Consider the following 21,317-nt stretch of genomic DNA (forward strand, 5'->3'; position numbering starts at 1 on the left):
GCCCCACCGAACGTCCCGTACAACGGCGTACGGAACCGAACGACGCCCGCCCCACCGTCCCCGACCAAGGACACCCGGGGCGGGCGTCGTGGCGCCCGCCCCCGAACGCCGCCCCGGCGGGACGCGGCGGAACCGTCCCGTCGCCCCGCCCGTCCTCCAGGACGAGCCCGCCGGGGCTCCCCCTCGGCCACCGCCCCCACGCGGTACTACGCTGCCGGGCACGACCTGGCCGACGCCATGCTCGCGGACACGGAGAACCGGCACCGACAGAGCCGAGGGGGAGCGCTGACATGGCACTGAGCCTGCGCAAGGTGGAGGAGACCGCGCCCGCGCTGGTCAGCCTGTACAAGACGGCCGGCGAGTCGCTGCGCCGGCACGGTGTCGACGGGCAGCGGGTGGCGGTGTACCTCGTCGTCGACTACTCCGGCTCGATGAAGCCGTACTACAACGACGGCAGCGTCCAGGCCCTCGCCGACCGGGTGCTCGGGCTCTCCGCCCAGCTCGACGACGACGGCCGGGTGCCGGTCGTCTTCTTCTCCACCGACGTCGACGCCGAGACCGAGATCCGGCTCGACGACCACCAGGGCCGGGTCGACCGGATCGTCGCCGGCCTCGGCCACATGGGCAAGACCAGCTACCACCTCGCCATGGACGCGGTCATCGACCACTACCTCGACAGCGGGGCCACCGCGCCCGCCCTCGTCGTCTTCCAGACCGACGGCGGCCCCATCAACCGGCTCGCCGCCGAGCGGTACGTCTGCAAGGCGGCCCGGCTGCCGCTGTTCTGGCAGTTCGTCGGCTTCGGCGACCCCGGCAGCAAGCAGTTCGACTTCCTCCGCCGGCTCGACGAACTCGCCGTCCCCGAGCGGCGGTGCGTCGACAACTCCGGCTTCTTCCACGCCGGGAAGGACCCCGGCCGGATCGCGGACGCGGAGCTGTACGACCGGCTGGTCGCCGAGTTCCCCCGCTGGCTCACCGCCGCCCGCGCCCAGGGCATCGTCCGGTCATGACCCGGCGCCGAGCCGGGCGAACTGCTCGTCCGTGAGCCGCACGTCCAGCGCGCCCAGGTTCTCCTTCAGATGGTGCTCGGAGGAGGTGCCGGGGATCGGCAGCACGTGCGGCGCCCGGTGCAGCAGCCAGGCCAGCGCCGTCTGCGACGGGGTGGCCCCGACCTCGCGGGCCACGGCCGCGACCGGCCCGGCCGGATCCGTGTGCCCGCCCATCGCGATCGGGAAGAAGGGGACGAACGCGATCCCGCGCCCGGCGGTGTGCTCCAGGACCGCCTCGTGGTCACGGGCCGCCAGGTTGTACAGGTTCTGCACCGCCGCCACCGGCGCCACCGCCTCGGCCTCCGTCAGCTGCGCCACCGTCACCTCGGAGAGGCCGACGTGCCGGACCTTCCCCTCCTCCTGGAGCCGCCGCAGCGCCCCGACCTGCTCGGCCACCGGCACGTTCTCGTCCAGCCGGTGCAGGTACAGCAGGTCGATCCGGTCGGTGCGGAGCCGGCGCAGGCTCAGCTCGGCCTGCTGGCGCAGATAGGCGGGGTGGCCGAGCGGCACCCACTCGGTGGGGGAGGGCCGCACCACGCCCACCTTGGTCGCGACGGCGACCTCGTCCCCGTACGGGGCGAGCGCCTCGGCGAGCAGCTCCTCGCCGGCGCCCAGGGCGTACGCGTCCGCCGTGTCGAAGAGCGTCACCCCGGCCTCGGCGGCCGTCCGCAGCAGCCGGACCGCCGCCGCCCGGTCGGCCGGTGCCGTCCAGATCCGCGCCTCGGGCCCGGTGGGGTCCCCGGGGCCGTCGGCGAGCCGCATGGTGCCGTAGCCGATGCGGCGGACCGGAAGATCGCCGCCCAGCAGGAATACGGTGGAGTCGTTCGTGTTCGTCGTCATGCGGCAGACGCTAGGAGCTCACATGGATGTGAGCTTCAAGTCCCGCCAGGGCGTTGTGAGGGGGATCACATGAGGATCGGTGAGCTGTCACGGGAGACGGGCGTCGCGGTCCGGCTGCTCCGCTACTACGAGGAGCAGGGCCTGCTCGTCCCGGACCGCACCCCGGGCGGCCAGCGCCGCTACGGCCCCGACGCCCCGGCCGTGGTCCGCCGCATCCGCGCCCTCCTGGGCGCCGGCCTCCCCACCCGGGTCATCGCCGAGGTGCTGGACTGCGTCTGCGGCAGCGAGGCGGAGATCGAACCCTGCCTCAGCCCCCTCCTGGTGGCCCGCCTCGACGCGATCGACGCCCAGATCCACGACCTCCAGGGCGCCCGTTCCTCGCTGGCGGCCCTGGTCGCCGCCACGGAGGGCAAGGGCCTGGCGCCCGCCGCCGGCTGACGGATGGTCGGAAAGCGATGGCGGCCGTCCGGGCGGCCGGGGGATCATCGGGCCATGAGCTCTCTCGTACGCCATGTGACCATCGACTGCGCCGACGCCCACGCCCTCGCCACGTTCTGGGCGGAGGTCCTCGACGGCCGGCTCGACGACGACGACCACCCCGGGGACCCCGAGGCCACGGTCGAGTCGGCGGGCGCCTCCCTGCTCTTCATCCGGGTCCCCGAGGGGAAGTCGGTGAAGAACCGGGTCCACCTCGACCTCCAGCCGCAGGACCGGACCCGGGACGAGGAGGTCGAGCGGCTGCTCGCGCTCGGGGCGAAGCTGGTCGGCGACCACCGCAGGCCGGACGGCACCGGCTGGGCGACGCTGACCGACCCGGAGGGCAACGAGTTCTGCGTGGAGCGCAGCAAGGCGGAGCGGGCCGGTTCCTGACTCCTCGGGAACGCTCGGAGCAATCCGGACGGAAGATGTCGGGTATCCGGTGTTACCTGGGACCATGCGTGACACCGGAACCCTCGCCTGGGCGGCCTTCGAGGCCGCCGAACCCGCCCTCGCCGCCACCGTCCGGGAGCGCTTCGGGCAGTACACCCACCACGCCCTCGCCACCCTCCGGAAGGACGGCTCGCCGCGGCTCAGCGGCATCGAGGCCGACTTCCGGGACGGCGAGCTGTGGCTCGGCATGATGCCGAACTCGCGGAAGGCGCTCGACCTGCGGCGCGACCCCCGGTTCTCGCTGCTCGCCAACCCCGGCGCCGGCACGGACATGGGCGGCGGGGACGTGCGGATCTCCGGGCGGGCCGTCGAGGTCACCGACCCCGCAGAGGTCGCCCGGTACGCCGCGGAGGCCGGGGCGCCGCTGCCCTTCCACCTCTTCCGGGTGGAGCCCGCCGAGGTCGTACGGACCTGGGTGGAGGGCGACGAGATCTGCTTCACCACCTGGCGCCCGGGACGCCCGCCGCGCACCCTGCGGCGCGGCAACGACGACGCCCCGCCGCGCGAGGACCGCTGAGCCCGCCGACGGCCGCCCGGGACCGACGACAATGGGCGGGTGTCAGCGACCAAGAAGAAGAACCAGGTGAACGCCGCCGCGCCGGAGCGGCGCCGCGAACTCCTCGACACCGCCGCCGAGGTGTTCGCCGCCCAGGGCTACAACGCCACCACCGTCCGCAAGATCGCGGACGCCGCCGGCATGCTCGCCGGCAGCCTCTACTACCACTTCGACTCCAAGGAGTCGATGCTCGACGAGATCCTCTCCACCTTCCTCACCGAGCTGTGGGAGGGGTACGACGCCGTCCTCGCCGCCGGTCTCGGCCCCCGGGAGACGGTCGAGGCGCTCGTCACCGAGTCCTTCCGCGAGATCGACCGGCACCGCGCCGCCGTCGCCATCTACCAGAAGGAGTCCCGCCACCTCACCGACCTGCCCCGGTTCGCCTATCTCGCGGACTCGCAGCGCCGGTTCGAGAAGGCGTGGCTCGGCACGCTGGAGCGCGGGGTGGCGGACGGGGTGTTCCGGGCCGACCTCGACATCCGGCTCACCTACCGCTTCCTCCGCGACACCGTCTGGGTCGCGGCCTCCTGGTACCGGCCGGGCGGGCACCACGGCCCCGAGGAGATCGCCCGCCAGTACCTGTCCATGGTCCTCGACGGGGTCGCCGTACGCGCCTGACCCGCCCGGCCGTCGTCCCACCGGGCGGGTCGGGTCGTACGCGGGCGGGCGCGGCCCCCGCACGGGCCGCGCCGCACCCGCGTCAGCCGGCGAGCCGCTCCCGCAGACCCGTCAGGGTGCGCAGGTCCAGGCCCAGGCCGGCCGTCACATAGCGGTACAGGCCGCCGTAGCCGGAGCGGACCTCGGCCAGGGCCGCGTCCAGGTACTCCCGGCGGACCTCCTGGAGCGGCACGATCAGCTCCGGGTTCTGCATCAGGCCCGCCGCCTTCAGGCCCTCGCGGACCCGGGCGTCGTGCGCGGCGCGGAACGCGTTGGAGGCCAGGTAGTCCTCGGTGGCGAGCTGCTCGGGCACCCCGGCGAGCCGCAGGATCAGCCAGCTCGCCCAGCCGGTGCGGTCCTTGCCCGAGGTGCAGTGGTAGAGCACCGGACCCGTGCCGGGGGCGGCCGGTTCGCGCAGGGTGCGCCCGAAGGCGTCCCGGTTCGCCGCGTCGGTGACGAAGGTGCGGTACACGTCCGTCATGAAGGCGGCCGCGCGGCCGCCGCCCAGCATCTCCTCCTGCCGCACCGGGTCGCGCGAGCCGATCGCGGCGAGCAGCTGCCCGAAGAGGCCGTGGTCGGTGACCGGCCGGGAGACGGCGGCGACCCCGGCGGGCAGCCGGTCGGCCCCGTCGTACCCGACCTCCAGCGGGATACGGAAGTCGATCGCCCGGGAGAGGCCGAGCCCGCCGAGCGTGGTCACGTCGGCGTCGGTCAGCCTGCCGAGGTGGTCGGCCCGGTAGACGAGGCCGTGCCGGACCCGCGCGCCGTCGTAGGTGGGGTATCCGCCCAGGTCGCGGACGTTCACCGCGCCCTGGAGCGGGATCTGGCGGATGGGACTCGTGGTCAGGGGGCGAGCGGCGGCGGCGGACGGCGGGACGGTCGCCACGAGGGTGGCGGCCCCGGCGGTGGTCAGCAGTGCGCGTCTCGACAGGGACATGCGGACTCCCTTGCTGAGGGGGGAAGGGGGTTCGGTTCGGCCGCGGGGTGCAGACACGCGGGAGCGCGTCGGCTATGTTCCCACCAAACGTTTGTTAGGCGGCTTCCCGGTGAGGAAGGTAGCAGCCGACGGGTCGGACGGGGAGGGGCGTGCTCACCCCCGCCGGAAGGGCACCCCGGCCGCACCGGGGGCGCCGCCGCCGGTCCGTACCGCAGCGGCCGTGGGGTCGCGACAGCCGTGAGGGAGAGCTCGGATGGGGATCTGCCAAGGCCGCGTGGTCGTCGTCACCGGAGCGGGCCGCGGGCTCGGGCGGGCCCACGCGCTCGCCTTCGCCGCCGAGGGCGCCCGGGTCGTCGTCAACGACCTCGGCGTCGGCCTCGACGGCACGCCCGGACCCGACAGCCCGGCCACCGCCGTCGTCGAGGAGATCAGGGCCGCCGGCGGCGAGGCCGTCGCCCACGGCGGCGACATCGCCTCCAGCGAGGGCGCCGCCTCGCTCGTCACCACCGCCCTCGACGCCTTCGGCCGGCTCGACACCCTGGTCTGCAACGCCGGCTTCCTGCGCGACCGGATGCTGGTCAACCTGGACGAGAAGGACTGGGACGCGGTGATGCGCGTCCACGCCAAGGGGCACTTCCTGCCGCTGCGGTACGCCGCCGCGCACTGGCGCGCCGAGGCGAAGGCGGGGCGCACGCCCGAGGCGCGGGTCGTGCAGACGACCTCCGGCGCGGGGCTGCTCGGCAGCGTCGGACAGGGGAACTACGCGGCGGCGAAGGCGGCCGTCGTCGGCCTCACCCTGGTCGCCGCCGCCGAACTCGCCCGCTACGGCGTGCAGGTCAACGCCGTCGCCCCGGCGGCCCGCACCCGGATGACCGAGCGGGTCTTCGACGGCCTGCAGGCCCTCCCCGAGGACGTCTCCCCGCTGGTGGTCTGGCTCGGCTCGGCGGCCTCGGCGGGCGTCACCGGCCGGGTCTTCGAGGCCGAGGGCGGCCGGCTGACGGTGATGGAGGGCTGGCGCCCGGGTCCGGGCGAGACCGGCGGCGGCCGCAGGACCCCGGCGGAGGCGGGCGAGACCGCCCGCAAGCTGCTGGCCCTCGCCGAGCCGCCGCAGCCGGTGTACGGCGCCGAGGGCTCCTAGCTCTCCGGGTCCGCGAGGCGGCGGGTCGCGGCGCGCTGGCGCTCGGTGGCGCCGGTCAGGAAGCGCAGGACCGTGCGCAGTTCGGCGGTGCTGAACTCCTCGTACAGCTCGTGCACCTCGCGGGCCCAGTCGTCGAAGAGCGGGGCCAGCTCGGCCAGTTTCTCGGGGCGGGGCTCGATCAGCACCCGGCGCTTGTCCGTCGGGTGCTTCACCCTGCGCACGTACCCCTTGCGCTCCAGGCGGTCGACGAGGCCGGTGACGGAGGCGGGGGCCAGGCCGGAGTGCCCGGCCAGCTCCTTCGCGGTGAGCGGGCCGTGCCGCTGGAGCAGGTCGAGCGTCTTGGTCTCGGTGGCGCCCAGGTCCTGCCGGGCGGCGATGGCCGTGTGGAAGGCGACCGAGGCCGCGCTGGAGTCGCGGCCGGCGGTGGTCAGGGCGGCGACGACCTCCGCCCGCTCCTGCCCGTCTGGGGTCTGCTCGCTCATGGCGGCAGCCTAGCAAAATTCATTTCGTTCGACCGAACGAAAGACTTGCGGCGGCCGGCCGCAGTGTGGGACCTTTATTTCGTTCGCCCGAACGAAATAACTGTGAAGCTCCTGGAGGGGTTCCCATGCCGTCCCTGACCGTGTCGAGCGCCCCCGGCGCCGACACCGCCCACCCGCGCCGCTGGGCCGCGGCCGCCGTCCTGATGACCGCCGCCCTGATGGACCTGGTCGACGTCACGATCGTCAACGTCGCCCTGCCCTCCCTCGGGCAGGGCCTCGGCGCCTCCGACAGCGCCCTCCAGTGGACGGTCTCCGCCTACCTCCTCGGCTTCGCCGCCACCCTCGTCGTCGCCGGCCGCCTCGGCGACCGCTACGGCCGGCGCCCGCTCTTCCTCGCCGGCACCGCCGCCTTCGGCCTCGCCAGCCTGGCCTGCGGACTCGCCCAGACCCCCGGCCAGCTGATCGCCGCCCGGGCCGTGCAGGGCGTCGCCGCCGCCGTCCTCATGCCGCAGGTCCTCGGCTCCTTCCACAGCCTCTTCCGGGGCCGGGAGCGCGGCAAGGTCTTCGGCATGTACGGGGCGGTGGCCGGCTTCGCCTCCGCGCTGGGCCTGCTGCTCGGCGGGATCCTCACCGACGCCGACCTCTTCGGCCTCGGCTGGCGCACGGTCTTCCTGGTGAACGTCCCGGTGGCCGCCCTCACCCTCGCGGCCGCCGTCGTCCTCGTCCCCTCCACCCGCGAGCGCTCGACGACCCGGCCGCCGGTCCTCGGCAGCCTGGTCCTCGCCGCCGGTCTGGTCGCCGTGGTCCTCCCCCTGGTCCAGGGCGGCGAGTGGGGCTGGCCGCTGTGGGGCTGGGGGCTGCTCGCGGCCGGCGTGCTCGCGGTGACCGGCGTCGCCGCCCGCGGCGCGGTGATCCCGCGCCGCCTCTTCACCGTCCCGGCCTTCTCCCTCGGCCTCGCCGTCCAGCTCCTCTTCGCCCTCGGCATGCAGGGCTTCTTCCTGGTCCTCGCCCTCTGGCTGCAGGGCGGCCAGGGCTACACCCCGACCCAGGCGGGCGTCCTCATGGTCGCCTTCTCCGCCGGCGGCTTCCTCACCGCGCCGGCCGCCGAACCCCTCGCCGTGAAGCTGGGCCGGTACGTCCCCGCCGCCGGCGCGGTGCTGATGGGCGCGGGCTACGGCTGGGTCTGGTACGCCATGGAGCACGCCTCCCCGCACGCCACCGCCGCCTGGCCGCTCGTCCCCGGCCTCGTCGTCGCGGGTGCCGGGCTCGGACTCCTCGTCGTCCCGCTGGTGAACATCGTCCTCTCCGCCGCCCCCGCCGCACTCGCCGGCGGCGCCTCCGGGGTCTTCTCCACCGCCCAGCAGTTCGGCGGCGCCCTCGGCGCGGCCGTCGTCGGCACCGCCTACTTCGCCGACCTCTCCCTCGCGGCGGCCCTCCCCTGGGTCCTCGGCGCCTACGCCCTCACCGCCCTGCTGAGCCTCGGCCTGCCGCGTACGGCGGTGCCGGAGACCCCCTGACCCGGGGCGGTCCCGCGCCGTCAGCGACGGCGCGGGGGGATCCACTCCAGCCGGGTCCTGACCCGGGCGTCGCGCACGAACTCCAGGGCGGCCAGCGCCGTCTCGCGGGGCGCGCCGTCCGGGTCGCCGTCCGCCAGGACCGCCGCCAGCGCGTCCACCGCCCGCGGGTCCTGGCGGATCGCGAGCCCGCGGGCCGCCTCCGCCGCCGTCTCCGGATCGGGGTCGGCGAGCCGCTCCGCCAGCGCCTCCCGCACCAGCGGCGTGTCGTCCGGCAGTTCGGCGAGGGCCAGCACCGCCCAGTCCCGCACCCGCGCGTCCCCGTCCCGGCTCAGCGCGAGCAGCACCCCCAGCGCCTCCATGTCGCCGGCCGGTACGAGCCCCGCCAGCGCCCCCGCCGCCGCCCGCCGCACCTCCGGGTCCGGATGGGCCGCGGCGGCCAGCAGCTCCGGCACCGCGGCCGGTTCCGCGCAGGCCCCGAGCGCCGTCACCGCCGACAGGAGCGGCTCCCGCGCCGGGCCCGCCGCCCCGGCCGCGAGCCGCCGCAGCACCGGCACCGCGCTCGCCGCGAACCCGGGCAGCGCGCCGAGGACCCGCGCGCCGAGCGCCCGCCGCAGCGGATCGCGGTCGGCGCACCAGCCGGCCGCCGCCACGAAGGTCTCCTCGTCGGCCCGCCCGGCGAGTTCGTCCACCGCCGTCGTCCAGTCGTCGAGCTCCGGGTCCCCCTGCCGCAGCGCCCGCGCGGCCAGCTCCTCGGCCGGGGTGCGCCGCCCGAGCGCCGCCTCCAGGAGGGTCGCGACGGCCGCGTGCCCGGTCTGCCGCTCGTCCCCGCTGCCCGGCCGCCCGTCCTCCCGCAGCAGCTCGACGACGACGGTGATCCCGCCGTCCTCCCGTACCCGCCGCACCACGGCCTCGTACGTCTCCCCGCCCCCGTGCCCGGCGACGAGCCCACGCCGCAGCTCGGCCGCCACGTCCACCCCGATCCACCGCCGCGCCTCCCGCAGCGCCGCCTCGGCGCCCCGCGCGCCGCGGTCGAGCAGCGCCCGTACACAGGCGGTCGAGCCGCGCCGGGCGGCGGCGGTCAGCGGGGCGAGCCCGTCGGGGCCGGTCCGATCGGCGTCGGCGCCTGCCGCGAGCAGCGCGCGGACGACCTCCGCGTGCCCGAGCCGCACCGCCCAGGCGAGCGCGGTGAAGCCGAACTCCTCCTCCTGGTCGGGCGCGGCCCCCGCCGCGAGCAGCGCCCGCACGGTCCCCGCGTGCCCGCCGCAGGCCGCGCCGCAGAGCGGCAGGTCGCCGCCGTCCGCCCCGCTCGCCCGCCCGGGGTCGGCCCCGGCGGCGAGCAACAGCCGCACGATCCCCGGCTCGTCGGCGACGGCCGCGCGGTAGAGGGCGGTCTCCCCGTCGTCGGTGGCCTCGGGATCGGCCCCCGCCCGCAGGGCCCGGACGACCGCGTCCTCGTCCCCGCCCGCGATCGCGTCGAACAGCGTGCTCATCCTCCGACCCTGACCCGCCGTCGGCCGCCGGCGCAAATCCGTCCCGGCCGGCTCAGGGCTTGCGGGCCTCGACGAGGAAGCGGGCGGTGTGCGCCACGAAGGGACCCTCCCGGCCGATCCGTCCGTGCAGCTCCCACAGCCGGTCCCGGTACGGGGGCAGGCGGCCCCACGACGAGACGGCGGTGCGGCGTTGTCCGCCGGTGGCCCGTCACCCGGCGCAGTCGTGGACCGTCCGGCACAGCCGGCAGCGGGCCCGCAGCGTCCGGCCGGCCGGGACGCGGAGGCGCTGGTGGCAGACGGGGCAGGGGAAGGCGACGGCGGTCGCCGGTGCGCCGCCGTCGAAGGCGTACGGCGCGCCCGGCGCGGCCCGCCCCAGGCGCCGCTCGCGGGCGTAGCGGCGGCGGTCGGCCCAGCCGGCCCCGGCCAGCGGGGGCAGCCGGCGCTCCCGGTCGGCCTCGGCCGCGCCCCGCCGCCACGCCTCGTACGCGACGGCGCTGGTGAACCAGGGGGAGGGGTCCTCGCCGAAGAGCGCGGCCCGCCGCGCGAGGACCCAGCCGAACTCCTCCGGGGTGAGGTAGCCGAGCTTCTGGCTCTCGGCGCCGTCCTGCCGGAAGGCGTCGAGAAGCAGCCATCCGGCGCCGAGGTACGCGGCCGTCACGTCCGTGAGGATCTCGTTCCGCCCGGTGTCGGGGAAGCCCAGGTCCAGCCGGTGCAGCAGGACATGGGTGAGCTCGTGGGCGAGGGCGGCGCCGATGTCCCGCGGCCGGGCCCGGAAGCGCGCGTTGAGCTCGACCTGGTACGCGGGTCCGGCCGCGGGCTCGACGGTCGCGGCGTGCTCCATCGTCCGGAAGGTCACCACCGTGGGCGCCTCGGGGAGGCGCAGGTGGCGCACCAGGACGCCGGCCACCCGGGTGGCGCCGAGGAGCGGGTCCTCGCCGGGGGAGAGGGCCACGTCGGCGGCGGTCACGCTGGTCGGGTAGCGGGCGACGCCGTCGGGGCCGACGCGCCGCCAGAGCGCGGTGAGCGAGGCCCGTACGGCCTCCCGGTGGGGGAAGCCGTGCCGCACTCCGTGGGCGTCCTCGCCGACCCGGTCGGCCCTGTGGCGGTCCGTCATCCGCGATCACCCCCGCCCTCCACTGTACGGTCCCGTTGTGGCGTCTGGCCGAAAAGGCTTTCTTGTGGCGGCAGTTGAGCCCTGTCCATAATCCGGACATGCCTTGACGGGCGCATGTCACCCCATGGACGTGCGGGACCCGCCGTCAGGGCCGCACCCCCCATGCAAGAACCCCCCACGAGAGAAGGCAGACCGTGCAGAAGAACCGAATCGTCCGCACCCTGCAGAAACTCGCCGCCGCCGGCGCCGTCGCGCTCGCCGCGATCAGCCTCCAGCCCGTCTCCACCGCCACCGCCGCCCCCACGCCGGTCGTCGGCGGCACCCGCGCCGCCCAGGGCGAGTTCCCCTGGATGGTCCGGCTCTCCATGGGCTGCGGCGGCTCCCTGATCACCCCTCAGATCGTCCTCACCGCCGCCCACTGCGTCAGCGGCTCCGGCACCAACACCTCCATCACCGCCACCGCCGGCGTCGTGGACCTCTACTCCAGCAGCGCCATCAAGGTCCGCTCCACCAAGGTTCTTCAGGCCCCCGGCTACAACGGCAAGGGCAAGGACTGGGCGCTCATCAAGCTCGCCAGCCCCATCACCTCGCTGCCCACCCTGAAGATCGCCGAGACCACCGCCTACAACAGCGGCACCTTCACCGTGGCCGGCTGGGGCGCGGCCCGCGAGGGCGGCTCCCAGCAGCGCTACCTGCTCAAGGCGAACGTCCCCTTCGTCTCGGACGCCTCCTGCCAGGCCGCGTACGGCAGCGACCTCGTCCCGTCCGAGGAGATCTGCGCCGGCTACGACCAGGGCGGCGTCGACACCTGCCAGGGCGACTCCGGCGGCCCGATGTTCCGCAAGGACAACGCCGGCGCCTGGATCCAGGTCGGCATCGTGAGCTGGGGCGAGGGCTGCGCGCGGGCCGGCTACCCCGGCGTCTACACGGAGGTCTCGACCTTCGCCGCCGCGATCAAGTCCGCCGCGGCCACGCTGTAACCCACGGACGGAGGGGCCCCGGGGCGGCACAGCGCCCCGGGGCCCCTCCCCGCGCACGCTCAGCCCAGCTCCACACCCCCCGGGCCCTCGCCCTCGACCTCCAGCACCCACACCTCGTTCGCGCCCTCCCGGAGCACCGGCCCCGGCACGAACAGGCCCTCCTGTGGACCCGCCGCCGGCCAGTACCGGCCCAGACAGAAGCCGTTCACCCAGACGAAGCCCCGGCCCGCGCCCGGCAGCCGCAGTTCCGCGTCGCCCGCGCCCGCGACCTCCACCGAGGCCCGGTACAGCCCCCGCCCCCCGCGGCGCTCCACCGCCTTCCGGAACGGCACCCGGCCGCCCACCGCCTCCGCCGTGAACGCGCCGAGCCGCAGCCCCCGGGCCCGCACCCCGTGCACGTACTGCCGCTCGTGCAGCAGCCCGCCGGTGATCCCCTTCGGCTCGGCCAGCCGCGGCCCGTAGTTCACCCGGCCCAGCGACTCCACCCACAGCTCCACCACGGCCGGGCCCGCCACCGGCTCCGGCAGCACCGCGTCCTCCTCCGTGAGCACCCCGGCGAAGACCCCGTCCACCCACACCTGCGCCCGGTCCCGCAGACCCGTCACCCGGAGCGGATACGGCTGCCGGGGACCCGGCACGGCGAAGCGGTACCGCACCAGCCCCCGGTCCACGTCCAGCTCCTCGAAGGCCGGCGGCGCCCCCGCCTCGACCTCCGCGCCGCCCAGCGCCTCCAGGACCGCGTCCAGCGGCGCCCACTCCGCCACGTCCGCCCGCACCGGCGCCGCCAGCCGGGCCGGCGGCTCCGGCACCTCCGGCAGCGGCCCCGCCGCGTACCGCGCCAGCACCTCCCGGAAGCGGTGGAACTTCTCCGTCGGCCGCCCCCACTCGTCCACCGGCGCGTCGTAGTCGTACGAGGTCACCGTCGGCAGCAGCCGCCCGTCGTGCAGGTCGCCGGAGCGGTTCGCCCCCGCCCAGCCGCCGAAGTTCGAGCCCCCGTGCGCCATGTAGACGTTCACCGACGCCCCGCACTCCAGGATCTCCCGCAGCGCCTCCGCCGCGTCCGCCGCGCCCCGCGCCGTGTGCTCCGTGCCCCAGTGGTCGAACCAGCCGCACCAGAACTCCATGCACATCAGCGGCCCCGACGGCCGGTGCCGGCGCAGCACCGCGAAGCCCTCCGCCGCGCCCGAACCGAAGTTCGCCGTCGCCAGCACCCCCGGCACCGAACCGCCCGTCAGCATGTGGTCCTCCGGCCCGTCCGAGGTGAAGAGCGGCACCGTCACCCCGCACCCCCGCAGCAGTCCCGCCAGCCACTCCAGATAGCGGGCGTCACTCCCGTAACTCCCGTACTCGTTCTCCACCTGGACCATCACCACCGGCCCGCCCCGGTCCACCTGCCGCGCCACCACCTGCGGCAGCAGCCGCCGGAACCACCGCTCCACCGGCGCCAGGAACTCCGGGTCCCGGGTCCGCACCCGCCGCCCCAGCGGCCCCGTCAGCCAGTGCGGCAGCCCGCCGTTCTCCCACTCGGCGCAGATGTACGGCCCCGGCCGCACGATCGCCCGCATCCCGGCCGCCGCCACCGCGTCCAGGAAGCGGCCCAGCGCCTCCGGATCCGCGTACCGGCCCGGCTCCGGCTCGTGCAGGTTCCACGGCACGTACGTCTCCACGCAGTCCAGGCCCATCGCCCGCAGCATGCCGAGCCGGTGCGCCCAGTGCCCCTCGTGCACCCGGAAGTAGTGCAGCGCCCCCGACAGCAGCCGCACCGGCCGCCCGTCGAGCAGAAAGTCCTCGTCACCCACGGCGAACGTGCTCATGGCCTCACCCTCACCCCCTGGCGGCGGGCCGGTCCATGGACAAAGATCGTCGCAGTTTGGACGTTACGGAGGGCCACCGGCATGTACCACACCTGGATGCGCTACTTCACGCCCGGACCCGTCCACCACCGCCTCGGCCTGGTCTGCCTCGGCGTCGGACTCCAGCACGGCCGGCTCCCCGTCGTCGGCCCCCGCACCCTCGACCACCACGTCGCCGTCGTCGTCTCCGCCGGCGGCGGCTGGTACCGCACCGCCGACGGCCGCACCACCCCCGTCGCCGCCCCCGCCCTCCTCTGGCTCACCCCCGGCGTCCCCCACCACTACGGCGCCGACCCCGCCACCGGCTGGGACGAGTCCTTCGTCGACTTCACCGGACCCGCCGCCGCCACCTACACCGAACTCGGCTACATCGAACCCGACCGGCCCGTCGTCCCGCTCGCCGACGCCGCCCCCGCCCGCGCCGCCATCGGCCGCGTCGCCCGCGCCGCCCGCCCCGGCAACCCGCTCCTGGAGGTCGAGACCGCCGCCGCCGTCCACGAACTCCTCGTCGCCCTGCGCCGCGGCCGCGCCGACACCGACGCCGACGGCGACCCCGTCCTCACCGGCCTCGCCCGCGACGCCTTCCAGCCGTACTCCGTCGCCGAGCACGCCGCCCGGCACGGCATGACCGCCGCCGAGCTGCGCGCCGCCGTCCGCCGCGCCGCCGGATGCAGCCCCAAGGACTACCTGCTCACCGTCCGGCTCGGCCGCGCCAAGGAACTCCTCGCCGCCACCGAACTGCCCGTCGCCGCCGTCGCCCGGCGCGTCGGCTACGACGACCCCGCCTACTTCTCCCGGCTCTTCACCCGAAGGGTCGGTCTCGCCCCCGTCCGCTTCCGCGAGCAGCAGGGCCGCGCCGTCCACGGCGGCTGGAGCGACCGGATCCCGGATCCCGAACACCCGCCGACCATCGGCGGAGACTCCGTCTAAGCTCGCTGACCATGAGCGACACCAGGAACGACTCCAGCGACATCGACCCGTCCGTCCGCGCCGAGCTGACCCGGCTGCGCGAGTCGATCGACAACATCGACGCCGCCGTCGTCCACATGCTCGCCGAGCGCTTCAAGTGCACCCAGCAGGTCGGCGTCCTCAAGGCCGAGCACCAGCTGCCGCCCGCCGACCCGGCCCGCGAGGCCCGCCAGATCGCCCGGCTGCGGGAACTCGCCGAGAGCGCCAAACTCGACCCGGCCTTCGCCGAGAAGCTCCTCAACTTCATCATCGCCGAGGTCATCCGCCACCACGAGACGATCGCGGACGGAGCCCGCTGATGGCCCCGGTCACCGTCTTCACCCTCGGCGGCACCATCTCCGCGCGCGGCGGCGAACTGGGCCGGATGACCGGCCCCGAGGTCCTCGCCGCGCTCGGCGCCCCCGACGACGTCGACCTCCGCGACTTCCGCCGGCTCCCCTCCTCCACGCTCACCCCCGAGGACCTCACCGCCCTCGCCGCCGAGGTGAACGAGGCCGTCGCCGCCGGCTCCGGCGTCGTCGTCGTCCAGGGCACCGACACCCTGGAGGAGACCGCCTTCCTCCTCGACCTGCTCTGCCCCACCGAACGGGCCCCCATCGCCGTCACCGGCGCCATGCGCCGCCCCGACCTGCCCGGCGCCGACGGCCCCGCCAACCTCGCCGCCGCGCTCGCCGTCGCCGCCGACCCCGCCTGCCGCGGCCTCGGCGTCCTCGTCGTCCTCGCCGACGAGATCCACGCCGCCCGGCACGCCCGCAAGACCCACACCACCTCCGTCGCCACCTTCGCCTCGCCCGGCGCCGGACCCCTCGGCACCGTCGTCGAGGGCACCCCGCGGATCCTGCTCCGCCCCACCGTGCCCACCGCGCCCTGCCGGCTCTCCTACGACCCCACGGTCCGGATCGCCCTCGTCACCCTCACCCTCGGCGACCGCGGCGAACTCCTCTCCGCCGTCGACGACCGCTTCCAGGGCCTCGTCGTCGCCGCCTTCGGCGCCGGCCACGCCCCCGCCTGGCTCGTCGAACCGCTCGCCGCCATCGCCCGCCGCATCCCGGTCGTCCTCGCCTCCCGTACCGGGTCGGGCGCCGGCCTCAGCGACACCTACCGCGGCCCCGGCTCCGAGTACGACCTCCTCCACCACGGCCTGATCCCGGCCGGACCGCTCGACCCCGCCAAGGCCCGGCTGCTGCTCGCCGCCCTCGTCTCCAGCGGCGCCGCCGGCCCCGCCGGCTACGACCGGCCCCGGATCACCGCCGCCTTCGCCCACCTCGACGGCACCGGCCTCGCCTAGGCCGAGTCCTCAGCCAGCCGGCTTGCGCAACCCCCCTGCCCGCCGACCGGACGATCGGGCAGCATAGGGCGCATGTCCGTACTGACGCGCGACGAAGCGCAGACCCGTGCCCAGCTGCTCGACGTCCACCACTACGCGGTGGACCTCGACCTCACCGGCGGCGACGAGACCTTCGGGTCCACCAGCCGCATCCGCTTCACCGCCCGCGCCGCCGGGTCCACCTTCGTCGAAGTCAAGCCGGACGCCCTGCACTCCGTCACCCTCGACGGCGAACCCCTCGACCCCGCCGCCCTCACCGAGAACCGCCTCCCGCTCACCCTCGCCGAGGGCGAGCACGAGCTGACCGTCACCGCCACCATGCGCTACTCGCACACCGGCGAGGGCATGCACCGTTTCCTCGACCCCACCGACGGCGAGTCCTACGTCTACACCCAGCTCTTCATGGAGGACGTCCAGCGAGTCTTCGCCGCCTTCGACCAGCCCGACCTGAAGGCCGTCTTCGACATCTCCGTCACCGCCCCCGAAGGCTGGACCGTCCTCTCCAACGGCATCACCGAGCAGCAGGAGGACGGCCGCTGGACCGCGGCCACCACCCCGCCGCTCTCCACCTACTTCGTCTGCGTCGCCGCCGGACCCTGGCACTCGGTCCGCACCGAGCACGCCGGACTGCCCTTCGGCATCCACTGCCGCCGCTCCCTCGCGCCCTACCTCGACGCCGACGCCGACGAGATCATCGCCGTCACCAAGGCGTGCTACGACCGCTTCCACGAGAAGTTCGACGAGCCCTACCCCTTCGACTCCTACGACCAGGCGTTCGTCCCCGAGTTCAACGCCGGCGCCATGGAGAACCCCGGCCTCGTCACCTTCCGCGACGAGTTCGTCTTCCGCTCCGCCGTCACCGCCACCGAGCGGATGACCCGCGCCATGGTCATCGCCCACGAGATGGCCCACATGTGGTTCGGCGACCTCGTCACCCTCCGCTGGTGGGACGACATCTGGCTGAACGAGTCCTTCGCCGAGTACATGGGCTACCAGACCGTCAACGAAGCCTGCTCCGACCTCTTCGCCGACACCTGGATCGACTTCGGCGTCACCCGCAAGTCCTGGGGATACGACGCCGACCAGCGCCCCTCCACCCACCCCGTCGCCCCGGACCCCGAGGCCGTCCCCGACACCGCCTCCGCCCTCCTCAACTTCGACGGCATCTCCTACGCCAAGGGCGCCTCCGCGCTGCGCCAGCTCGTCGCCTGGCTCGGCGAGACCGACTTCCTCGCCGGCATCAACATCCACTTCAAGCGGCACCGGTTCGGCAACGCCACCCTCGCCGACTTCATCGACAACCTCGCCGCCGCCACCGACCGCGACGTCCACGCCTGGGCCGAGCAGTGGCTCCGCACCACCGGCGTCGACACCCTCACCCCCCGCCTCACCGGCGAGGGCAACCGCTGGGACCTCGCCGTCGACCGCGCGGGCAGCCGCCCCCACCGCATCGAGGCCGGCCTCTACGACCGCCGCCCCGACGGCGAACTCGCCCTGCGCGAGCGACTCCTCCTCGACGTCCCGCAGCAGGAGCCCGCCCGCCTCACCGGCCCCCGCCCCGCCCTCGTCGTCCTCAACGACGGCGACCTCAGCTACGCCAAGCTCCGCTTCGACGAGGTCTCCGAGGAGTCCGCCCTCCGCGGCCTCTCCCGCATCCCCGACCCGCTCACCCGGGCCGTGGTGTGGAACGCGATGCGCGACATGGTCCGCGACGGCGAACTGCCCCCCGCCGACTACCTGGAGTTCGCCCGCGCCCACCTCCCCGAGGAGACCGAGCTCGGCATCGTCCAGGGCGTCCTGGCCTTCGCCCGGCAGCAGATCGCCGACCGGTACGTCGCCGCGGAGCAGCGCCCCGCCGCCCTCGCGACCCTCCGGGAGATCGCCCGCGCCCTGCTCCGCCGCACCGAGGACGGCGACGACCCGGGCCTGCGCCTCACCGCCGTCCGCGCCCTGATCGACAGCGCCACCACCCCCGACCAGATCGCCTCCTGGCTCGACGAGGGCACCGTCCACGGCGGCCCCGAGCTCGACCCCGAGCTGCGCTGGCGCATCCTCGCCCGGCTCGCCGTCCTCGGCGCCACCGACGAGGCCGCCATCGCCGCCGAACTGGAGCGCGACCCCAGCGCCACCGGCCAGGAAGGCGCGGCCCGCTGCCGCGCCGCGCTCCCGGACCCGGCGGCCAAGGCCACCGCCTGGGCCGCCATGTTCGACTCCGACGACCTGTCGAACTACCTGTTCACCGCCACCGCCCTCGGCTTCTGGCAGCCCGAACAGGCCGACCTGGTCGAGGAGTACGTGGAGCGCTTCTACGACGCGGCCATCGCCCTCGGCGACCGCCGCGGCCCCGCCATGGCCGAGGCCGCCGGCCGCTACGCCTTCCCCGCGTACGCGGTCGACGCCGGCTCCCTCGCCCTCGGCGAGCGCCGGCTCGCCGACGGCACCATGATCCCGGCCCTCCACCGCAAGCTGGTCGACCAGCTCGACGACCTGGCCCGCGCCCTGCGCGTCCGCGAGGCGTAGCCAGAGCGTCCCCGCCTCCCCGTCCCCGCCGGCGGACAGGGGCATGAGGGCCGACCCCGAACCGGTCCGACCCGGACGGGCCGCAAGTCGGCATCCCTCGTTCGGGTCACGTGACCGCGGTCGCCGGACAGGGCCCGGCGGCCCCCGGCACGCTGTCGTCCATGCGTGCCGCACCCCCGCCACCCCTCGCCGCCCAGCCCACCCCGCTCAGCCGCCTGCTCGGCATCGCCCTGGACGCCCTGCGCACCGGCGCGGACGAACGGGGCGGACCGCTGCCGGCCGGCGGGCCCGCGGCGGTCACGGCACGCGTCCGCGACACCCTCGGGGACGTCCTCCCCGAGACCGGCACCGGACCGGACGAGGCCCTGCGCACCCTGGTCCACCTGGTCGCCGCCGGCGCCGCCGACCCCGCCCACCCGCTGTGCGCCGCCCATCTGCACACCCCGCCGCTGGCCCTCGCCGCCGCCGCCGACCTGGCCGCCACCGCCCTCAACCCGTCCATGGACTCCTGGGACCAGGCGCCCTCCGCCTCCGCCCTGGAGGCGGAGGTCACCGCGGCCCTCGCCGCCGAGGTCTTCCCGCGCGCGAGCCGCCCCGACGCGCTCGTCACCACCGGCGGCACCGAGTCCAACCAGCTGGCCCTGCTCCTCGCCCGCGAACGGCACGGCCCCGCCCTCACCACCGTCGTCGGCGCCAACGCCCACCACTCCTTCCGCCGCGCCGCCTGGCTCCTCGGCCTCTCCGAACCGGTCACCGTCCCCACCCCCCGCGGCGTCCTCGACCCGGCGGCGGTCGCCCGCACCCTCGACGCCCTGGACGGGCCCGTCCTCCTCGCCGCCACGGCCGGCACCACCGAGGAGGGCCTGATCGACCCGCTGCCGGAGCTCGCCGACCTCTGCGCCGAGCACGGCGCCGAACTCCACGCCGACGCGGCCTACGGCGGCCCGGTCCTCCTCAGCCGCGCCCACCGGCACCTCCTGGCGGGCCTGGACCGGGCCCGCACCGTCACCCTCGACCTGCACAAGCTCGGCTGGCAGCCGGTCGCCGCCGGACTCCTCGCCGTCCGCGACCCCGGCGACCTCACCTCCCTCGGCCACACCGCCGCCTACCTCAACGCCGGCGACGACACCGAGGCCGGCCTCCCCGACCTCCTCGGCCGCTCCCTGCGCACCACCCGCCGCCCCGACGTCCTCAAGGCCGCCGTCACCCTGCGCGCCCTCGGCCGCTCCGGACTCGGCGCCCTGGTGGACCTCTGCATGGAACGCGCCCAGGACCTCGCCGACCTGGTGGAGAAGGCCCCGGGCCTGGAGCTGCGCGACCGGCCCGTCCTCACCACCGTCCTGCTCCGGCCTGCCGGCGCCGACGACGCCCGGGTGGCCCGGGTCCGGCGCACCCTCCTCGCCGGCGGCCGGGCCGTCCTCGGCCGTGCCGAGGCCGACGGCCGGCTGTGGCTGAAGGCCACCCTGCTCAACCCCCACACCACCCCCGACGACCTGGCCCAGCTCATCTCCCTCGTGGAACTCGCGGAAGGCGACACCGACCGATGACCGGCAGCACCCCCCAGCAGGACCTCGACCGCCCGCACGATCTGGTGGGCGTCGGCATCGGCCCGTTCAACCTCTCGCTCGCCGCCCTCGCCGACGGCGTCCCCGGCGGGCTCGCCGCGACCTTCTTCGAGCAGCGTCCCGCCTTCCACTGGCACCCGGGCCTCCTCATCGAGGGCGCCACCCTCCAGGTGCCCTTCCTGGCCGACCTGGTCACCCTCGCCGACCCGGCCAGCCCCTGGTCCTTCCTCAGCTACCTGCGCAGCCGCGAGCGGCTCTTCCCCTTCTACTTCGCCGAGAAGTTCCACATCCAGCGCGCCGAGTACGACGCCTACTGCCGCTGGGTCAGCGAGCGGCTGCCCGGCCTGCACTTCGGCCACCAGGTCGACTCGGTCCGCTGGAACCCCGAACGGAAGCTGTTCGAGGTCGACTTCACCCAGCTCGACCAGGACGGCGAGGCCGCCGCCCTCGGCCGCGCCTACACCCGGAACGTGGTCCTCGGCGTGGGCACCGAGCCGTACGTCCCCGAGCCGCTGCGCCCGCTCGCCGACGCCCCCGGCGTCCCGGTGATCCACTCCGCCGACTACCTCGCCCACCGCGAGACGCTGCTGCGCGCCGGGCACGTCACCGTCATCGGCTCCGGCCAGTCCGGCGCCGAGGTCTTCCTCGACCTGCTCCGGGCCCGCCCGGCCGGCGCCGAGCGGATCAGCTGGCTCTCCCGCACCGAGGCGTTCGCGCCCATGGAGTACTCGAAGCTGGGCCTGGAGCACTTCACGCCCGACTACACCCGCTACTTCCACGCCCTCCCGGAGCCCGTCCGGGGCGAACTGATGCCCCGCCAGTGGCAGTTGCACAAGGGCATCGACGCGGACACCATCGCCGCCATCCACGACGAGCTCTACCGCCGCACCCTGCACGGCGGCTGGCCGGACGCCGTCCTCACCCCGGGGGTCCGGGTCCGCACGGCGGGCCGGGTCGCCACCACCCAGGTCGAGCTGCACCTGGAACACGTCCAGCAGGGCAGCCGCTCCCGGCTCACCACCGACGCCGTCGTCCTCGCCACCGGCTACCGGGAGCGCCCGGTCGACCGGATGCTGGCCGGCCTCGACCCCTATCTGCGGCACGACTCGGCGGGCCGGGCGAAGATCGACGAGCGGTACCGGCTGGTCCTCGACCCGTCGGTGACCGGCTCGGTGTACGTGCAGAACGCGGAGCGCCACACCCACGGCGTGGGCGCCCCCGACCTGGGGCTGGCCGCCTGGCGCAGCGCGGTCATCCTCAACGCGGTCACCGGGAAGGAGCCGTACCCGCTGCCGCGCCGGACCGCCTTCACCAGCTTCGGCCTGGACGCGCGAGAGGCGCCGAGCATCCCGTCCCAGGACCGGAAGCTGACGCCTCTCGTGGAGCACTGAAC

The 21,317-nt window shown here is 75.4% G+C and carries 20 protein-coding genes and 1 pseudogene; 14 read left to right on the forward strand and 7 right to left on the reverse strand.

Features of this window, described 5'->3' with window-relative positions; genetic code table 11:
* Nucleotides 1-290 precede the first annotated feature (290 nt).
* Nucleotides 291-1,010 carry a VWA domain-containing protein gene (locus IF73_RS0101675; protein ID WP_031002614.1) on the forward strand — a complete coding sequence of 240 codons (720 nt, stop codon included), beginning with the start codon at nt 291-293 and terminating at the stop codon, nt 1,008-1,010.
* Here IF73_RS0101675 and IF73_RS0101680 read toward each other — a convergent pair.
* A complete protein-coding gene (locus IF73_RS0101680; protein ID WP_031002616.1) occupies nt 1,005-1,889 on the reverse strand; it encodes an aldo/keto reductase in 885 nt (294 codons plus the stop codon). The two genes, IF73_RS0101675 and IF73_RS0101680, sit on opposite strands and share 6 nt — an antisense overlap.
* Nucleotides 1,890-1,958: 69 nt before the next feature.
* On the opposite strand from IF73_RS0101680, the gene IF73_RS0101685 reads away from it, so the two are divergent.
* The 4 genes from IF73_RS0101685 (at nt 1,959) to IF73_RS0101700 (ending at nt 3,993) form a co-directional block, all read left to right on the forward strand.
* Nucleotides 1,959-2,327 (forward strand): MerR family transcriptional regulator, encoded by a 369-nt coding sequence (locus IF73_RS0101685; RefSeq protein ID WP_031002617.1) that lies wholly within the window; start codon nt 1,959-1,961, stop codon nt 2,325-2,327.
* A 54-nt stretch (nt 2,328-2,381) separates the two neighbouring features.
* Entirely contained in the window at nt 2,382-2,759 is a 378-nt protein-coding gene (locus tag IF73_RS0101690; RefSeq protein WP_031002619.1) for a VOC family protein, read from the forward strand.
* Nucleotides 2,760-2,823: 64 nt separating this feature from the next.
* Nucleotides 2,824-3,336 (forward strand): pyridoxamine 5'-phosphate oxidase family protein, encoded by a 513-nt coding sequence (locus IF73_RS0101695; RefSeq protein WP_031002621.1) that lies wholly within the window; start codon nt 2,824-2,826, stop codon nt 3,334-3,336.
* Nucleotides 3,337-3,375: 39 nt separating this feature from the next.
* Complete coding sequence (locus tag IF73_RS0101700) at nt 3,376-3,993, forward strand: TetR/AcrR family transcriptional regulator (protein WP_031002623.1); 618 nt, start codon at nt 3,376-3,378, stop codon at nt 3,991-3,993.
* An 82-nt stretch (nt 3,994-4,075) separates the two neighbouring features.
* Here IF73_RS0101700 and IF73_RS0101705 read toward each other — a convergent pair whose 3' ends face one another.
* A complete protein-coding gene (locus tag IF73_RS0101705; protein WP_031002625.1) occupies nt 4,076-4,969 on the reverse strand; it encodes a tyrosine-protein phosphatase in 894 nt (297 codons plus the stop codon).
* A gap of 253 nt (nt 4,970-5,222) precedes the next feature.
* On the opposite strand from IF73_RS0101705, the gene IF73_RS0101710 reads away from it, so the two are divergent.
* A complete protein-coding gene (locus tag IF73_RS0101710) occupies nt 5,223-6,107 on the forward strand; it encodes an SDR family oxidoreductase (protein ID WP_031002627.1) in 885 nt (294 codons plus the stop codon).
* Here the strand turns inward: IF73_RS0101710 and IF73_RS0101715 are convergent.
* A complete protein-coding gene (locus tag IF73_RS0101715) occupies nt 6,104-6,589 on the reverse strand; it encodes a MarR family winged helix-turn-helix transcriptional regulator (RefSeq protein ID WP_031002630.1) in 486 nt (161 codons plus the stop codon). The two genes, IF73_RS0101710 and IF73_RS0101715, sit on opposite strands and share 4 nt — an antisense overlap.
* Before the next feature lie 125 nt (nt 6,590-6,714).
* On the opposite strand from IF73_RS0101715, the gene IF73_RS0101720 reads away from it, so the two are divergent.
* On the forward strand, nt 6,715-8,106 hold the full coding sequence (locus tag IF73_RS0101720; protein WP_031002631.1) for an MFS transporter: 1,392 nt from the start codon (nt 6,715-6,717) through the stop codon (nt 8,104-8,106).
* Nucleotides 8,107-8,126: 20 nt separating this feature from the next.
* Here the strand turns inward: IF73_RS0101720 and IF73_RS0101725 are convergent, their stop codons facing one another.
* The 3 genes and pseudogenes from IF73_RS0101725 to IF73_RS0101730 form a co-directional block, all read right to left on the reverse strand.
* Nucleotides 8,127-9,596, reverse strand: coding sequence for an ankyrin repeat domain-containing protein (locus IF73_RS0101725; RefSeq protein ID WP_037878066.1), 1,470 nt, complete (start codon nt 9,594-9,596; stop codon nt 8,127-8,129).
* Nucleotides 9,597-9,648: 52 nt separating this feature from the next.
* Nucleotides 9,649-9,747 (reverse strand): annotated as a pseudogene (locus IF73_RS41790) (SAM-dependent methyltransferase); the annotation flags it as partial.
* A gap of 57 nt (nt 9,748-9,804) precedes the next feature.
* Nucleotides 9,805-10,710 carry a hypothetical protein gene (locus tag IF73_RS0101730; RefSeq protein WP_051716480.1) on the reverse strand — a complete coding sequence of 302 codons (906 nt, stop codon included), beginning with the start codon at nt 10,708-10,710 and terminating at the stop codon, nt 9,805-9,807.
* A 194-nt stretch (nt 10,711-10,904) separates the two neighbouring features.
* On the opposite strand from IF73_RS0101730, the gene IF73_RS0101735 reads away from it, so the two are divergent.
* Nucleotides 10,905-11,690, forward strand: a complete 786-nt coding sequence (locus tag IF73_RS0101735; protein WP_031002636.1) for a S1 family peptidase — start codon at nt 10,905-10,907, stop codon at nt 11,688-11,690.
* A 59-nt stretch (nt 11,691-11,749) separates the two neighbouring features.
* Here IF73_RS0101735 and IF73_RS0101740 read toward each other — a convergent pair whose 3' ends face one another.
* On the reverse strand, nt 11,750-13,504 hold the full coding sequence (locus tag IF73_RS0101740; protein WP_031002638.1) for a glycoside hydrolase family 35 protein: 1,755 nt from the start codon (nt 13,502-13,504) through the stop codon (nt 11,750-11,752).
* 81 nt (nt 13,505-13,585) lie between these two features.
* Between IF73_RS0101740 and IF73_RS0101745 the strand changes: the two genes are divergently transcribed.
* From IF73_RS0101745 to IF73_RS0101770, 6 genes are all read left to right on the forward strand, one after another.
* A complete protein-coding gene (locus IF73_RS0101745; protein WP_031002640.1) occupies nt 13,586-14,473 on the forward strand; it encodes a helix-turn-helix domain-containing protein in 888 nt (295 codons plus the stop codon).
* A gap of 11 nt (nt 14,474-14,484) precedes the next feature.
* A complete protein-coding gene (locus IF73_RS0101750) occupies nt 14,485-14,811 on the forward strand; it encodes a chorismate mutase (protein WP_031002643.1) in 327 nt (108 codons plus the stop codon).
* Nucleotides 14,811-15,800 (forward strand): asparaginase domain-containing protein, encoded by a 990-nt coding sequence (locus tag IF73_RS0101755; RefSeq protein WP_031002645.1) that lies wholly within the window; start codon nt 14,811-14,813, stop codon nt 15,798-15,800. Before IF73_RS0101750 ends, IF73_RS0101755 begins: the two co-directional genes overlap by 1 nt.
* Nucleotides 15,801-15,872: 72 nt before the next feature.
* Nucleotides 15,873-18,359, forward strand: coding sequence for an aminopeptidase N (pepN, locus tag IF73_RS0101760; RefSeq protein WP_031002647.1), 2,487 nt, complete (start codon nt 15,873-15,875; stop codon nt 18,357-18,359).
* Between the two features lie 161 nt (nt 18,360-18,520).
* A complete protein-coding gene (locus IF73_RS0101765; protein ID WP_031002649.1) occupies nt 18,521-19,906 on the forward strand; it encodes a pyridoxal phosphate-dependent decarboxylase family protein in 1,386 nt (461 codons plus the stop codon).
* Nucleotides 19,903-21,315: a lysine N(6)-hydroxylase/L-ornithine N(5)-oxygenase family protein gene (locus tag IF73_RS0101770; RefSeq protein WP_031002651.1), complete on the forward strand. Its 1,413-nt coding sequence runs from the start codon at nt 19,903-19,905 to the stop codon at nt 21,313-21,315. Before IF73_RS0101765 ends, IF73_RS0101770 begins: the two co-directional genes overlap by 4 nt.
* Nucleotides 21,316-21,317 lie beyond the last annotated feature (2 nt).

This window comes from Streptomyces sp. NRRL F-5727, assembly GCF_000719555.1.
Taxonomy (GTDB): Bacteria; Actinomycetota; Actinomycetes; order Streptomycetales; family Streptomycetaceae; genus Streptomyces.